Genomic DNA, 14,514 nt, shown 5'->3' on the forward strand with positions numbered 1-14,514 from the left:
CGCACCATCAGGCCAGGTCAGGACGCCAACGATACCGAATCCACCCGGGCACGGGCTCGGCGCCGAGGTCGGCGTAGAACGCCGCCGCCCGCTCGTTGCCCTCCTGCATGTCCCACTCGACGCGCCCGCTGGTGCGCTTGCGCAGCTCGTTCAGCAGCTCCCTGCCGAGGCCGAGCCGCCGGAACGCGGGCCGCACGAAGATGTCGTCGAGCCAGATACCCGGCCGCGCCTCCCACGTCGAGAAGTTCCACGAGCAGAACGCCATCCCGGCCACCTCGCCGCCAGACTCGGCCATCAGCACCCACGCCTTCGGCTCGGGCCCGAACAGGTGCCGCGCCATGTCCTCGCGGTCGAGCACGAGATCCTCGTTGCCCTCGTAGCGCGCGTGCTCCTCGATGAGCGCGCAGATCTCCTCGATGTCGGCGGCCTCAGCATCACGAACCGGCATGCGGGAAGACTATCGATCGATCGATCGGTCCGTCTAGGCTGTGCGGCATGGACACCGTGGAGCTGACCGTCGCCGATGGAGTCGCGCTCGTCTGGTTGAACCGGCCCGACCGGCTCAACGCCGTGTCGCCCGAGCTGGTGGACGACCTGCTGGGGGCTCTCGACGCGGTCGCCGCCGACGAGAGTGCCCGCGCCGTGGTGCTCGCCGGGCGGGGCCGGGCGTTCTGCGCTGGCCACGACCTGAAGGAACCCTCCGGCGACGGCGACTCCCGGGTTCGGCTGGAGCGCCTGCAGGACGTCACCCGCAGGCTGCGGGGCCTGCCGCAGCCGGTGATCGCCGCCGTGCACGGCTACGCGATCGGCGCGGGCGCGGAGTTCGCGCTCGGCTGCGATCTCGTGGTTGCGGCCGACGACGCGGTGTTCGCCTTCCCTGAGGCCACGCTGGGGCTCAGCATCACGGGTGCGGCATCGCGCCTGCTGCCGCTGCTCGTCGGCCCCGCGAAGGCGAAAGAACTGGTGCTGCTCGGCGAACGCGTCGACGCACCGGTGGCGAAGGGCATGGGGCTGGTCAACGAGATGGTGGGCCGCGACGAACTGCTGGAGTTCGCTCTTGCCTGGGCGGGCCGGCTCGTCGCGAAGCCGCCCGCCGCGGTGACGCTGGCCAAGCGCGCGATCGACCGGGGTGTCGACAGCGCGGTGGAAACGGCGCTGGAACTGGAGATCAGCCACGCCCTGCTCACCGAGCACACGCCGGAGGTCGCCCGCGCCACTACGGAGTTCCGGGCCCGTGACTGACCTCGTCACGCTCGTCACCGGCGCCGCGCGGGAGTGGCAGGACCGCACGGCGTGGGTGTTCGACGCCACCGGCGAACGGCTGACGTTCGGCGACGTCGACCGCCGCAGCGGCGAGCTCGCCTCCGCGCTCGCCGCGCTCGGCACGCGGCGGGGCGACCGGGTGGCCGTGATGTTGCGCAACCAGCCCGAGTTCCCGTTGCTGTGGCTCGCGCTCGCCAGGATCGGGGCGGTGCTGGTGCCCGTCAACACCAGCTACCGCGAGCTGGACGGAGAGCACGTGCTCGCCCACTCCGGCGCGCGGTTCGCGGTCACGACCGGGGAGTTCGCCGGCCTCCTCACCACGATCGCACCCCGCACGCCGCTGGAACGCGTGCTCACGGTCGACGAGCTGCGGCCCGAAGGGGCGCCGAAGCCGGTGCACGCGCCCGAGCTGCCCGTGAACATCCAGTACACGTCGGGCACCACCGGTGCACCGAAGGGCTGCGTCCTGCCGCACCGGTACTGGACGACCCTCGCCGAGGGGCTCGTCACCGGGTTCCCGCACCTGAGCGACAACGACGTCCTGCTCACCGCGCAGCCGTTCCACTACGTCGATCCACAGTGGAACGTCGCGGCGGGGCTCGCGAGCGGCGCGACGCTCGTGGTGCTCGACCGGTTCCACCCCTCGACGTTCTGGGCGAAGGTGCGCGAGCACGGCGTCACGTGGTTCTACTGCCTCGGCCTGATGCCGACGCTGCTGCTGCGCCAGCCGGAGTCGCCGGAGGACCGCGCGCACAGGGTGCGGGCGATCAGCGCGTCGGCCATTCCGCGGGAGCTGCACGCCGAGCTGGAGAAGCGCTGGGGCGTGCCGTGGTTCGAGGCGTTCGGCATGACCGAGACCGGCGGCGACCTGCGGGTCGGGCCCGCCGACCACGACGAACTGGTGGGCACCGGCTGCATCGGCACGCCGACGCCGGCGCGCGAGGCGATGATCGCGGGCGAGGACGGCGAGCCGTTGCCCCGGGGGGAGACCGGCGAGCTGCTGATCCGGGGCGTCGGCCTGATGCACGGCTACCACGACGACCCGGATGCGACGGCGAGGGCGTTTCGCGGCGGCTGGTTCCGCACCGGCGACCTGGCGTGGATGGACGAGCACGGCAGGGTCTTCTACGCCGGGCGGACCAAGGACATGATCCGCCGCAGCGGCGAGAACGTTTCCGCCGACGAGGTGGAGCGGGCGCTGCTGCGGCATCCCTCGGTGCGCTCGGCCGCGGTGCTCCCCGTGCCGGACTCGTTGCGGGGCGAGGAGATCCGGGCGTACGTCGTCGCCGTCGGCGAGCCTGATCCCGAGTCGCTGGCCGGGTTCTGCGGCGAACGGCTCGCCTACTTCAAGGTACCCCGCTACTGGTCCTTTGTGGACACGCTGCCCATGACGCCGTCGGAACGGGTGGCCAAGGGCGAGCTGCGCGGGACCGTCGGAGATCTCACCGGCTCCTACGACCGGGTGGAGCGCACATGGCTGTGAGCACCGGCGAACGCGTGCGCCGCGCGGCGGTGAAACTGTTCGCCACCAAGGGGTTCCACGGTACCGGCATCCGCGACCTCGCGCAGGCCGCCAAGCTTTCCTCGGCCAGCCTGTACCACTACATGGGCACCAAGGAGGAGCTGCTCGCCGGGATCATGCGCGACTGCCTGCGACGTCTGCTCGACGACGCGACAGACGCCGTCGACGGCGTCGCCGACCCGGTCGAGCGGATCCGCAGGCTCGTCACCCTGCACGTCACCGCGCACGCCCGGCAGCCGAACGAGACGAGGGTGGTGGACGACCACATCGACGTGTTGTCGCCGCGGCTGCGCCGGGAGGTCGTCCAGCTGCGGGACGCCTACGAGCGGCTGTGGTCCGACACGATCGAGGCAGGCCGGAAAGAAGGGGTCTTCGACACCGGCCAACCCGCCGTCACGCGCATCGCCGTGCTCGACATGTGCAACGGAGTGGCCCGCTGGTACTCGCCGCGAGGTGCGCTGACGCTGCGTCAGGTGGCCGACCACCACGTCGAGCTCACCCTGCGTGCGCTGGGCGTTCACACCCCCGCACGCTGTGGTTTGGCGAACTCCTGACACCCCCACGCTTGCCCCGGAGCCGCTGCTGAGGGACGCTCGTGGGGTGAGTGAGGAAACAATCCAGCTGGAACTCGACGACGCGGGTCTCGCTCCGGGGCTTCCGACGCCCTCCGACCCACGGGACCAGGTACAGGACGTGCCCTACCGCCCGGTCGAGTTCCGCGATGACGATCTCCCGGCCGCGCTGGAGCGCTGTGCCGGCTGGCTCCGGCAGGCCCAGCAGTGGCTCGGCGAGCCGGTGGACGTGCTCGCAGTCCACCTCGACTACGACGAACGGGACGGCTTTCCGTACTACGACCTGAAGATCCTCTGCAACGAGGAGGACCTCGCAGGCGTGCCGCTGGCACTACGGCAGAAGGGCGACACCGTCCGTTCCTGAGTAGAACCACCCCCGCTGTGGAGGCAGGGCTTCGCGTCCTGCCTCCACAGCGCGAGCTTCCGGGCTTCCTCAGCCGAGGGCTCCTCCCAGCTTCACGTGGCCCTTCAGCAGGTTGCGGGCGATGGTCCTGCGCTGGATCTCGTCGGTGCCCTCATAGATGCGCAGCAGCCGCAGCTCGCGGTACCACCGCTCGATCGGCAGTTCACGGGTGTAGCCCATGCCGCCGTGGATCTGCAGCACGCGGTCGACGATCTCGTTCGCCTTGACGCCGCCGTAGAGCTTGGCGATGGACTGCGCGTGCCGGGAGTCCATTCCGGAGTCCACCTGCCACGCGGCGTGCAGCACCAGCCAGCGCAGTGCCTCGAGCTCCACGCCGGAGTCGGCGATCATCCACTGGATCGCCTGCCGGTCGGCGATGGGCGCGCCGAACGTCTCCCTGGTGTTGGCGTGCTCGATGGCCATCGACAGCAGCCGCTCGCACGAGCCGATCGCGCGGGCGGGCAGCAGGTAACGACCGCGGCCGATCCACTGCATGGCGAGGTTGAAGCCCTGGCCGAGCTCGCCGAGGATCTGGCTCTCCGGCACGCGGACGTCCTCGAAGACCAGCGCCGCGGGACCCCATTCGCCCATCGTGTCGATGTATTCGGAGCGCCACCCCATCTCGCGGTCGACGAGGAAGCACGTCACCCCGCCGTTAGCACCCTTCTCGGGGTCGGTGATGGCGAAGACCATCGTGAAGTCGGCCTCGTTGCCGCCGGTGATGAACGTCTTCTCGCCGTTGATGACCCAGTCGGCGCCGTCCTTGCGCGCGGTGGTCCGGATCGCCTTCGCGTCAGAGCCCGCGCCCGGCTCGGTGATGGCGAAGCAGGACTTGCGCTTGCCCTCGATGGTCGGCAGCAGGTAGCGCTGCTGCTGTTCCTCGTTGGCGTAGAACAGGATGTTGTCGGCCGCGCCGCCGAAGCGGAAAGGCACGAACGAGCGGCCGAGCTCGGCCTCCAGCAGCGCCGTCATCACCGCGGAGAGGCCCATGCCGCCGTACTCCTCGGGGGTCTGGACGCCCCAGAAGCCGGAGTCGCGGGCCTTGAGCTGGAGCTCCTCCAGCTCGTCGGCGGGCAGGCCGGGCTGCCCGGCACGCTCCCTGCGCAGCACCTCCTGCTCCAGCGGGATCAGCTCCCGCTGCACAAAGGTCCGCACCCAGTCACGAATCTCTCGCTCCTCGACGCTGAGACTGAAATCCATCGCCGCCGACTCCCTCGTTACTAAGCGGTTGCTTAGGGACCAAGGTAACGCACGATCGGCCTGGCGACACCTGCCGGGCGCCCCGTAGATTCGCCCTGTGATCGACTGCGCGGTGTGGTGGGCGGCCCCGCTCGCCGAGAGCGGCGAGCACCTGGCGCTGCTCGCACCGGCCGAGCGCGAGCGGCACGCCGCCTACCGCCGGGACGAGGACAAACGCCGGTTCCTGACGGGCAGGGTGCTCGCCAAGACCGTCGCCGCCGAGCACCTCGGGATCGCGCCGGCCGAGGTGGAGTTCGACGCGACGTGCGACGACTGTGGCAGGCAGCACGGCCCGCCGCGCGTTCCGGGCGCGAAGCTGGCGCTGTCGATCTCCCATTCGGGCGAGCGGATCGGCGTCGCGCTCACCGGCGGCGCCGCCGTGGGCCTCGACGTCGAGACCGCGACGAGAAAGGCCGACGACGCGCTGCTGGGCTACGCGCTCAACGACACCGAGCGCGCCGCGCTCGAGGGCCTGTCCGAGCAGGAGCGGGCCGACGCGTTCTTCCGGTACTGGACGCGCAAGGAGGCCGTCATGAAGGCCACCGGGCGTGGCCTTCGGATCCCGCTGACGAGCCTCACGATGGCCCCGCCCGGGGAGCCCGCGCGGCTGACGGGCTCGGCCGACCCCGCGCTGTCCCCCGCGCACACCCGCATGGCCGACCTCGACCCCGGCGACGGCTACCGCGCCGCCGTGGCCGTACTGACGGAACTGACGGGCGAGGAGATGGACGTCACGCAGCGCTGGTGGTCTCCAGGCCGCTGAACCGGCGGAGAATGGGTCGATATGGACGCCGCGCGACTGCTCGAGGACTACGCGCGAGGAGACTTCTTCCTCGCCACGGCGCACCGCACGATCCTCGGCTCCGGCGCGGCCACCGAGCTGACCGGTACCGACGAGGCCCGGCTCGCCGAGCGCGTGCGCAGGGCGCTGGGCGACGCGCCCACCCCGATCGCCGCGGGTGTGCTCCCGTTCGACAGCGCCGCCGATGGCGGCACCCCGGCCCGGCTCGTGATCCCGGAGGGCGTGCGCTTCGCGGGCAGACCGCACCCCGCCGTCGACCGCCTCCCCCGCAGGCACGTCGGCCTTCCCGAACGGGTCACCCCCGTTCCCGAGGGACGACGGCACGCCGAGGCGGTGGCCGACGCGGTGCGGAGGCTCGGCGAGCGGGGCCTGCGCAAGGTGGTGCTCGCGCGGGCCCTCGACCTGGAGTTCGCCGAGCCGGTGCGGCCGGAGGCGATCCTGCACAACCTGGTCAAGGACAACGACCGCGGCTACACGTTCGCGGCCGGCCTGCCCGGCGGGCGGACGCTCGTGGGTTCGAGCCCCGAGCTGCTGCTGTCGCGCCAGGGCGACCGCGTGGTGTCGCACCCGCACGCGGGGTCGATGCCGCGCTCGGCCGACCCGGTGACCGACCGGCAGAACGGCGAGGCGCTGCTGGCCTCGCGCAAGGACCACATCGAGCACGCGGTGCTGGCCGAGGCCGTGGCGGAGGCGCTGAGGCCGTTCTGCCGCAAGCTGGACGCACCGGAGAAGCCGGAGCTGGTGTCGACACCGACGATGTGGCACCTGGGCACGACGATCACGGGTGAGCTGGCCGACCGGGACGTGACAGCGCTGCACCTCGCGGCGGCGCTGCATCCGACGCCCGCCATCTGCGGAACGCCGACCGAGTCGGCGCGGGAGCTGGTGACGGAGCTGGAGCCGTTCGAGCGCGGGTACTACGCGGGCGCGGTCGGCTGGGTGGACGCCGAGGGCGACGGGGAATGGGCGGTGACGATCCGCTGCGCCGAGGTCGCTGAGCGGTCGCTGCGGCTGTACGCGGGGGGCGGGATCGTTCCTGAGTCGGACCCGGGGGCGGAGCTGGACGAGACGTCCGCGAAGTTCGCCACCCTGGCCGAGGCCATGGGGCTACCGCGTGGGTGGCTGGCCGAGTTCTGACCCGGCCGGCCACCCACGTCGGATGAGCAGCCCGGAGAAGCTACTTGAGCGCGTTGATGAGGGCTTCGCGCTGCCGCTCGCCGAGGCCGGCGGCCCGGCGGTCCGGGTCGATGCCTGCCTGCTCGAGCAGCGCGGCCACCTTGACGGTGCCCAGGCCCGGCACGGCCTTCAGCAGCTGCGTGACCTTGGTCTTGCCGACCGTCTTGTCTTCCTTCGCCCGGTTCAGCACCTTGTCGATGCTCTCCTTGCCGGACTTGATCGACGCGAGCAGCTCCGAGCGCGCCTTGCGAGCCTCGGCCGCCTTGGCCAGGGCTTCCGCCCGCTGTTCCGGGGTCAACGTAGGCAAAGCCAACGTACTAATCCTTTCTTCTCGGGTGCCGCGTGAGAGCGGCGACAACCCGGGTCCCCAGGTGCTTGCCCGAGCAAGCGCTGGCCAGGCCGTCACTTACCACGGGCCCCAGTAAACGCCAAGAGGACCGCGACCGCGAAATCGACACGCAATGTCCCCTCAACCGGGTCATGCAGGTCAGGGGGCCACTACCGCGGTGAAGGGGCCCAGTGCTCGTGCGTAACGGTTGTGCACTCAGCACATGCCGATGCCACTTTTCCCGCACTAGGCTCGCGCGTAATCCAGTTCACAGTCGAACGGACCCGCGGGAGAGAACACGATGTTGAGCACCATGCAGGACGACCAGCTTTCCCTCGCCGACCTGCTCCGGCACGGCTCCACGCTGCATTCCGAGAGCGAGGTCGTCACGTGGACCTCTTCCGGCCCGAGGCGGGCCACCTACGGCCAGGTCGGCCAGCGTGCCGCCCGGCTCGCGAACGCTCTGCGCGGGCTCGGTGTGACCGGTGACCAGCGCGTGGGCACGTTCATGTGGAACAACGCCGAGCACCTCGAGGCCTACCTGGCCATCCCCGCGATGGGTGCCGTGCTGCACACCCTCAACATCCGGCTGTTCCCCGAGCAGCTGGTGTTCGTGGCCAACCACGCCGAGGACCACGTGGTGATCGTGGACGGCACGCTCGTGCCGCTGTTCGCCAAGCAGCTGCCGCAGCTGAAGACCGTCAAGCACGTGATCGTCGCCAACGGGGACCCCGCGACGCTGGAGGCACCGGACGGCGTGCAGGTGCACGCCTACGACGAGCTGCTCGCCGCCCAGCCGGAGACGTTCGACTGGCCCGTCGTCGACGAGCGGTCCGCGGCCGCGATGTGCTACACGTCCGGCACCACGGGCGACCCGAAGGGCGTCGTGTACTCACACCGCTCGATCTGGCTGCACTCGATGCAGGTGTGCATGAGCGACAGCATGCGGCTCGACCAGTCGGACAAGGCGCTCGTGATCGTGCCGATGTTCCACGCGATGTCGTGGGGCATGCCGTACGCGGCGTTCATGGTGGGCGCCTCGATGATCATGCCGGACCGCTTCCTGCAGCCGGAGCCCATCGCCCAGATCCTCGCCGCCGAGCGGCCGACGTTCGCGGGTGCGGTGCCGACGATCTGGCAGGGCCTGCTCCAGCACCTCGACGCGAACCCGCAGGACATCTCCCACCTGCGCGAGGTCGTGGTGGGCGGGTCGGCAGCGCCGCCGTCGATGATGCACGCGTTCGAGGAACGCTACGGCGTGCCGATCCTGCACGCGTGGGGCATGACGGAGACGTCGCCGCTCGGCAGCGTCGCCCGGCCGCCCGCGTCGGCGACCGGCGAGGAGGCGTGGCGGTACCGCTACACGCAGGGCCGCTTCCCCGCCTCGGTGCGGGCGCGGCTCATCGGCGACGACGGCAACGAGGTCCCGTGGGACGGCGAGAGCGTCGGCGAGCTGGAGGTGCGTGGCCCGTGGATCGCGGGCGGGTACTACGGCGACGCGGACCCGGCGAAGTTCCACGACGGCTGGCTGCGGACCGGTGACGTCGGCAAGATCACCCCGAACGGCTACCTCACGCTGACCGACCGCGCCAAGGACGTCATCAAGTCCGGCGGCGAGTGGATCTCGTCGGTGGACCTGGAGAACACGGTGATGTCGCACCCCGCCGTCGCCGAGGCGGCGGTGATCGGCGTGCCCGACGAGAAGTGGGACGAACGCCCTTTGGTCGCCGTGGTCCTGCGCGAGGGTGAGCGCGTGACCGCCGAGGAGCTGCGGACGTTCCTGCAGGACAAGGTGGCCAAGTGGCAGCTGCCGGAACACTGGACCTTCGTGGAGGAGGTGCCGAAGACCAGCGTCGGCAAGTTCGACAAGAAGCGCCTGCGCGCCGCCCACGCTGAGGGCAAGCTCGACGTCGCCCACTTCTGACGCCGACGCGCCCCCAAGGCCACCTTTGTTGCGCCCAGCGCAACAAAGGTGGCCTTGGGGAGCGTTACCCCTGAGGTAATCGACTTCGCGTTCCCGGCGCGAAAGGGTGGACGGCATGGACGCTGAGGGCACCGAGTTGTTCCACAAGACCATGCCGTTCACCGAGCGCCTCGGCGTCGAGGTGCTCGAACAAGCCAAGGAGCTCGTGCGCAGCCGCATCGCGTGGGACCCGACGCTGTGCACGCTCGGGGACACGATGCACGGCGGCGTGCTCATGTCGCTGGCCGACTCCACCGCCGCCGTCTGCGCGTTCCTCAACCTGCCGGAGGGCGCGTCGGGCACCACGACGATCGAGTCGCGCACGAGCTTCCTGCGCCCGGTCCGCGGCGGCCACGCCACCGCGTCGGCGAGCCCGCTGCACGTCGGGCGCAGGGTGATCGTGGTGGAGACCGAGATCCACGACGACGACGGCCGCCTCGTCGCCAAGGTCACCCAGACTCAGGCCGTGATCTGATCGGACGAAAGCGGTTTACACACCATCAAGGCAAAGACGAAAATCCTTTGCCATGCGTGGACGTCTCTGCACGGTCGTACTGGCGGTCATCGTGGCTTCCACGGTCGCCCAGCCTCCGGCGCTGGCCCAGGAGGATGAACAGATCGACTACCACGGCTGGAGCGGCGCCCACGGCTTCGCCGGCGAGCTTTCCGGCGTCGAGGCCGGCGAGGACGGCCTGCGGATCGGCACGCCCGCCGGCGTCGACGGCGCCTACGAGTACGGGCGCTGGACCTCGCCGGCGCACGCGCCCGGCTTCGACGCGAGCGAGCTGATCGCCTCCTGGACCGCCGACACCCCGGCGAGGACGTGGCTGCGGGTCGAGGCCAGGGCGCGAACGGCGTCGGGCGCCGACACGGCCTGGTACGTCCTCGGCAAATGGGCACACGGCGACGCCGACCTCCAGCGCACGTCGGTGCCGGGACAGGACGACGCGCATGCGAGCGTCAACGTCGACACCGTCGTCGCCAAGCCCGGCGTGCGACTGCGGTCCTACCAGCTCAGGGTCAGCCTCTACCGCGAGCGCGGCAGCTCGGCCACGCCCGTGCTGCGCACGGCGGGGGCGATGACGTCGCTCGTGCCCGACCGCTTCGAGGTCCCGGTCTCGAAGCCGGGCCGCGCCCGCGGCATCGAGCTGCCCGTGCCCCGCTACGCCCAGAACGTGCACCGCGGCAACTACCCCGAGTACGGCGGAGGCGGCGAGAACTGGTGCAGCCCCACCTCCACCGCGATGGTGCTGGAGTTCTGGGGCAAGGGACCCGGCGAGCAGGAGCTGTCGTGGCTCCCGGAGGACTACCCCGACCGCCCCGTCGCGCACGCCGCGCGCTTCACCTACGACTACGCCTACGAGGGCACCGGCAACTGGCCGTTCAACACCGCCTACGCCGGGCACTACGGACTGAAGGGCCACGTCACGCGGCTGCACTCGCTGACCGAGCTGGAGGACTACATCGCCCGCGGCATCCCCGTGATCACGTCGCAGTCGTTCCTCGCGAGCGAGCTCGACGGCGCCGGGTACGGCACGGCGGGCCACATCATGGTGGTCACCGGGTTCACCGAGGACGGTGACGTGATCGTCAACGACCCCGCGGCCGACGGCGTGCGCAGGGTCTACGACCGCGCGCAGTTCGAGACGATCTGGCAGCGCACCCAGCGCCACGACGCCGAGGGCGACGTCGCGAGCGGACCCGGCGGCATCGTCTACCTCATCACGCCGTGACCCATGCGCGTGTCGCGATGAGCGCATGACCCGTGGCAAGCTGCGGCCCTGGGCAACGTCGCCGGAAAGGACGGGGAACCAATGCCGTACGAGGTGCAGGGCGTGGTGTCGCGCGCGCAGGGTGAGCCGGTGTCGCTGGAGACGGTGCTCGTGCCGGATCCAGGACCGGGCGAGGCGGTGGTGTCGGTCAGGGCGTGCGGGGTGTGCCACACCGACCTGCACTACCGCGAGGGCGGCATCAACGACGAGTTCCCGTTCCTGCTCGGCCACGAGGCGGCGGGCTACGTCGAGCAGGTCGGCGAGGGCGTCACGGACCTGGAGCCGGGCGACTTCGTGGTGCTGAACTGGCGCGCGGTGTGCGGCACGTGCCGCGCGTGCAAGAAGGGCAAACCCTGGTACTGCTTCTCGACGTTCAACGCGGCGCAGCCGATGACGCTCGCCGACGGCACCGCGTTGAGCCCCGCGCTCGGCATCGGCGCGTTCCTCGAGAAGACGCTGGTCCACAGTGGACAATGCACGAAGGTGAACCCGGCCGCGGAGCCCGCGGTGGCCGGCCTGCTCGGCTGCGGCGTCATGGCGGGCATCGGCGCGGCCGTCAACACGGGCGCCGTCACGCGCGGCGACTCCGTCGCGGTGATCGGCTGCGGGGGCGTCGGTGACGCCGCGATCGCGGGCGCGCACCTTGCCGGGGCCACCACGATCGTCGCCGTCGACATGGACGACAGGAAGCTGGAATGGGCGAGGGGGTTCGGCGCAACGGCGACCCTCAACGCGCGCGGCAAGAGCCAGGACGAGATCGTCGAGGCGATTCGCGAGCTCACCGGCTCGTTCGGCGCCGACGTGGTGATCGACGCGGTGGGCAGGCCCGAGACGTGGAAGCAGGCGTTCTACGCGCGCGACCTCGCGGGCACGGTGGTGCTCGTCGGCGTGCCGACGCCGGACATGCGGCTCGACGACATGCCGCTCATCGACTTCTTCTCGCGCGGCGGGTCGCTCAAGTCGTCGTGGTACGGCGACTGTCTGCCGTCGCGGGACTTCCCGATGCTCGTGGACCTCTACCTGCAGGGCAGGCTGCCGCTGGACAGGTTCGTCACCGAGCGCATCGCGGTGGACGGCGTCGAGGAGGCGTTCGCCCGCATGCACAAGGGCGAGGTGCTGCGCAGTGTGGTGGTGTTCGACTGATTCTGTTCACCGACGAGGAGTTCCCCGAGGCTCCGTATCCCGGTGCGCGGCCGGACCGTTCGTTCGTGCACCGGGAAGGAGCGGGGTACGCGCTGGGCACCGCGCCGGACGGCTGGCGCACCGGGCGCGTTCCGGTGCTGGCCTACGGCTCCAACGCGTGCCCCTCGAAGATCACGTGGCTGCGCGAGAACCTCGGCCTCGGCGCGGAACCGGTGGTGGTAGCGCGGGCGGCGTGTCACGGCGTCGCGGCGGTGTGGGCGGCCGGCCTGCGCGCGCGGGACGGCCAGCGCACCGCGACGCTCGCCGCGGCGCCGGGCGTGACGGAGTGGCACGCGGTGTGGTTCGCGACGCCGGAGCAGGTCGAGGTGCTCGACCGGTGCGAGGGCAGGGGCGTGCGCTACCACCTCGCGAGGCTGCGCACGGGCCGGGTGCGGCTGGAGGACGGTTCGGTGGTCGAGGACGTGCTCACCTACGTGGGCGCGGGGCCCGCGCGGATGCCGCTGCTGGTGGACGGCGCTCCGGTGCGCACGGCCGACGTCGCCCAGCACGAGGCCATCCACCTGCAGGGCATCCCCGCTGACACGCACGGCCTCGACGCCGAGCCGATCCCCCTACTGCAGTGAAGGCCACCTTCACTGCGTTGAACGCAGGCATGGTGGCCTTGACTGCAGTAGTGGTGGCCTTTACCGGGGGTGGGGTGGCAGGAGCTTGCCCGGGTTGAGGATGCCGGTGGGGTCCAGCGCGGACTTGGCCGCCTTGAGGACGTCCACGCCGAGGTCGCCGATCTCCGCCGCGAGGTACGGCGCGTGGTCGGTGCCGATGGCGTGGTGGTGGGAGATCGTGGCGGGCACGTCGCCCGCGATCGCCTCCGACGCCGCGCGTTTCGCGCGTTCCCACTGGCCGATCGGGTCGGCCTCGTCGCGGGCGGCGAGCACGGTGAAGTACAGCGACGCGCCGGTCTCGTAGGCGTGCGAGACGTGGCAGAGCACGAGCGGCCGGTCGAGCGCACCGTGCAGCGCCGCCCGAACGCGCTCGTACAGCGGCCCCAGGTCGCCCCAGCGCGCCGCGGTCTCCAGCGTTTCGACGCACACACCGAGGTCGAGCAGAGCGTCCCGTTGCCTCGGCCCGGCGAACCGGTTCCGCAGCCACGCGTGCCCCGGCGCCGTGCCCAGCCCGACCGCGCCCGCCGCCCGCAGGCTGCGCACGGCTTCCCTGCGCCGGTGCACGGCGTCGCCGTACCAGCCGAGGATCAACAGGCACGGCTCGGCGATCCCGCGGGCGTTCAGGTACCGGCGCAGCAGGGCCGTCTTCCAGCTGCCGGCCAGCGCGAGCGTCGACGCCGTTTCGCCCACATCGGACAGCCGCGTGACGTCGGCGAGCAGTCCGCGCTGGGCGAGGTGCCGGACCGCGCGCGTACCGCGTTCCCAGCCGTCGAGCGCGAACGCCTCGAACCGCTCGCGCTCGGGAAGCGGGCGCACGCGCACGGCGACCTCGGTGATCACGCCCAGCGTGCCCTCGCTGCCGATGGCCAGCTGCCGCAGGTCGGGCCCCGCCGCGGACGCGGGCGCGACGCCGAGCCGCCACTCGCCCCGAGGGGTCGCCAGGCGCAGCCCGGTCACCATGTCCTCGAAGCGGCCGTAGCCCGAGGACGCCTGACCCGCGGAGCGCGTCGCGGCGAACCCGCCGATGGTCGCCCGCTCGAACGACTGCGGCACGTGGCCGAGCGTGAGGCCGTGCACCGACAGCAGGCGCTCGGCGTCGGGACCGCGGACCCCGGCCTGCAACACGGCGACACGCGAGACGGGGTCGACGGACACGAGCCGGTCGAGCCGCTCCAGGTCGAGCACGAGCACGCTGTCCTTGCCGCCGCGCAGCGCGGTGACCCCGCCGACGACGGACGTGCCGCCGCCGAAGGGCACCACACCGATGTCGTGCTCGACGCACACGTCGAGCACCCGCTGCACCTGCGCGGGGTCGGCAGGCAGCACCACCGCGTCGGGCACGGCGGGCGGCGAGGACGGGTACCTGCGCCGCAGGAGGTCGAGGTACGACAGGCCCCCGCTGCGCGCGAGCCGCTCGGCCGGATCGTCGAGCACGTACTCCTCGCCGACGATCCCGGCGAGTTTGCCGTGTGCGGCCCCGGGTATCCGGGACGGCGCGACCGGCATGGCCGAATTCGGTGCGACAGGAGCATTCGCGGTGCATTCGCCGATACGCTGCGTCAGCCAGCGCACGGCCTTGGGAGCGAGTTCGACCGCGCTCGCCCCCTCGGGCGTCCACGAACCCCGCAGCCGGTGGTCAACACTGTCGTTCACCACTAAAGTGTGACAC

Annotated in this window: 15 protein-coding genes; 11 read left to right on the top strand and 4 right to left on the bottom strand. The window is 71.4% G+C overall.

The window, feature by feature from the left end; genetic code table 11:
* Positions 1–7: 7 nt before the first annotated feature.
* Positions 8–448 carry a GNAT family N-acetyltransferase gene (locus tag BA062_RS34760; RefSeq protein WP_110343386.1) on the bottom strand — a complete coding sequence of 147 codons (441 nt, stop codon included), beginning with the start codon at positions 446–448 and terminating at the stop codon, positions 8–10.
* Between the two features lie 47 nt (positions 449–495).
* Here BA062_RS34760 and BA062_RS34765 point away from each other — a divergent pair, with 47 nt between their 5' ends.
* The 4 genes from BA062_RS34765 to BA062_RS34780 are packed head-to-tail and all read left to right on the top strand — an operon-like array spanning position 496 to position 3,721.
* Positions 496–1,242 carry an enoyl-CoA hydratase/isomerase family protein gene (locus BA062_RS34765; RefSeq protein WP_110343387.1) on the top strand — a complete coding sequence of 249 codons (747 nt, stop codon included), beginning with the start codon at positions 496–498 and terminating at the stop codon, positions 1,240–1,242.
* On the top strand, positions 1,235–2,746 hold the full coding sequence (locus tag BA062_RS34770) for an ATP-dependent acyl-CoA ligase (protein ID WP_110343388.1): 1,512 nt from the start codon (positions 1,235–1,237) through the stop codon (positions 2,744–2,746). The genes BA062_RS34765 and BA062_RS34770 overlap by 8 nt, the downstream gene beginning before the upstream one ends.
* Positions 2,737–3,339, top strand: coding sequence for a TetR/AcrR family transcriptional regulator (locus tag BA062_RS34775; protein WP_110343389.1), 603 nt, complete (start codon positions 2,737–2,739; stop codon positions 3,337–3,339). The genes BA062_RS34770 and BA062_RS34775 overlap by 10 nt, the downstream gene beginning before the upstream one ends.
* A 46-nt stretch (positions 3,340–3,385) precedes the next feature.
* Positions 3,386–3,721 carry a hypothetical protein gene (locus BA062_RS34780; protein ID WP_110343390.1) on the top strand — a complete coding sequence of 112 codons (336 nt, stop codon included), beginning with the start codon at positions 3,386–3,388 and terminating at the stop codon, positions 3,719–3,721.
* A gap of 69 nt (positions 3,722–3,790) precedes the next feature.
* On the opposite strand, the gene BA062_RS34785 is transcribed toward BA062_RS34780, so the two are convergent.
* Entirely contained in the window at positions 3,791–4,960 is a 1,170-nt protein-coding gene (locus BA062_RS34785) for an acyl-CoA dehydrogenase family protein (RefSeq protein WP_110343391.1), read from the bottom strand.
* Positions 4,961–5,057: 97 nt separating this feature from the next.
* Between BA062_RS34785 and BA062_RS34790 the strand changes: the two genes are divergently transcribed.
* Together BA062_RS34790 and BA062_RS34795 are read left to right on the top strand one after the other, a co-directional pair.
* A complete protein-coding gene (locus tag BA062_RS34790) occupies positions 5,058–5,762 on the top strand; it encodes a 4'-phosphopantetheinyl transferase family protein (protein ID WP_110343392.1) in 705 nt (234 codons plus the stop codon).
* A gap of 21 nt (positions 5,763–5,783) precedes the next feature.
* On the top strand, positions 5,784–6,938 hold the full coding sequence (locus BA062_RS34795) for an isochorismate synthase (RefSeq protein ID WP_110343393.1): 1,155 nt from the start codon (positions 5,784–5,786) through the stop codon (positions 6,936–6,938).
* 40 nt (positions 6,939–6,978) lie between these two features.
* Here the strand turns inward: BA062_RS34795 and mihF are convergent, their stop codons facing one another.
* A complete protein-coding gene (gene mihF / locus BA062_RS34800; RefSeq protein WP_168214177.1) occupies positions 6,979–7,290 on the bottom strand; it encodes an integration host factor, actinobacterial type in 312 nt (103 codons plus the stop codon).
* A gap of 316 nt (positions 7,291–7,606) precedes the next feature.
* Between mihF and BA062_RS34805 the strand changes: the two genes are divergently transcribed.
* The 5 genes from BA062_RS34805 (at position 7,607) to BA062_RS34825 (ending at position 12,806) form a co-directional block, all read left to right on the top strand.
* Entirely contained in the window at positions 7,607–9,229 is a 1,623-nt protein-coding gene (locus BA062_RS34805; protein ID WP_110343395.1) for a long-chain fatty acid--CoA ligase, read from the top strand.
* Between the two features lie 115 nt (positions 9,230–9,344).
* Entirely contained in the window at positions 9,345–9,743 is a 399-nt protein-coding gene (locus tag BA062_RS34810) for a PaaI family thioesterase (protein ID WP_110343396.1), read from the top strand.
* A gap of 52 nt (positions 9,744–9,795) precedes the next feature.
* A complete protein-coding gene (locus tag BA062_RS34815; protein ID WP_110343397.1) occupies positions 9,796–11,001 on the top strand; it encodes a peptidase C39 family protein in 1,206 nt (401 codons plus the stop codon).
* Positions 11,002–11,082: 81 nt separating this feature from the next.
* A complete protein-coding gene (locus BA062_RS34820; protein ID WP_110343398.1) occupies positions 11,083–12,183 on the top strand; it encodes an S-(hydroxymethyl)mycothiol dehydrogenase in 1,101 nt (366 codons plus the stop codon).
* Positions 12,184–12,248: 65 nt separating this feature from the next.
* Positions 12,249–12,806, top strand: a complete 558-nt coding sequence (locus BA062_RS34825; RefSeq protein WP_210407083.1) for a gamma-glutamylcyclotransferase — start codon at positions 12,249–12,251, stop codon at positions 12,804–12,806.
* A 60-nt stretch (positions 12,807–12,866) separates the two neighbouring features.
* Here the strand turns inward: BA062_RS34825 and BA062_RS34830 are convergent, their stop codons facing one another.
* On the bottom strand, positions 12,867–14,498 hold the full coding sequence (locus BA062_RS34830; RefSeq protein WP_110343424.1) for an FAD-binding oxidoreductase: 1,632 nt from the start codon (positions 14,496–14,498) through the stop codon (positions 12,867–12,869).
* Between the last annotated feature and the right edge of the window lie 16 nt (positions 14,499–14,514).

The sequence above is a fragment of the Prauserella flavalba genome (assembly GCF_003202235.1).
Lineage (GTDB): Bacteria > Actinomycetota > Actinomycetes > Mycobacteriales > Pseudonocardiaceae > Prauserella_A > Prauserella_A flavalba.

Bases quoted from the DNA above. Each gene is read 5' to 3' on its own strand.
- BA062_RS34805 (WP_110343395.1), top strand. From the start codon at position 7,607: ATGTTGAGCACCATGCAGGACGACCAGCTTTCCCTCGCCGACCTGCTC.
- BA062_RS34775 (WP_110343389.1), top strand. From the start codon at position 2,737: ATGGCTGTGAGCACCGGCGAACGCGTGCGCCGCGCGGCGGTGAAACTG.
- BA062_RS34765 (WP_110343387.1), top strand. From the start codon at position 496: ATGGACACCGTGGAGCTGACCGTCGCCGATGGAGTCGCGCTCGTCTGG.
- BA062_RS34785 (WP_110343391.1), bottom strand. From the start codon at position 4,960: ATGGATTTCAGTCTCAGCGTCGAGGAGCGAGAGATTCGTGACTGGGTG.
- BA062_RS34760 (WP_110343386.1), bottom strand. From the start codon at position 448: ATGCCGGTTCGTGATGCTGAGGCCGCCGACATCGAGGAGATCTGCGCG.
- BA062_RS34795 (WP_110343393.1), top strand. From the start codon at position 5,784: ATGGACGCCGCGCGACTGCTCGAGGACTACGCGCGAGGAGACTTCTTC.
- BA062_RS34815 (WP_110343397.1), top strand. From the start codon at position 9,796: ATGCGTGGACGTCTCTGCACGGTCGTACTGGCGGTCATCGTGGCTTCC.
- BA062_RS34820 (WP_110343398.1), top strand. From the start codon at position 11,083: ATGCCGTACGAGGTGCAGGGCGTGGTGTCGCGCGCGCAGGGTGAGCCG.
- BA062_RS34810 (WP_110343396.1), top strand. From the start codon at position 9,345: ATGGACGCTGAGGGCACCGAGTTGTTCCACAAGACCATGCCGTTCACC.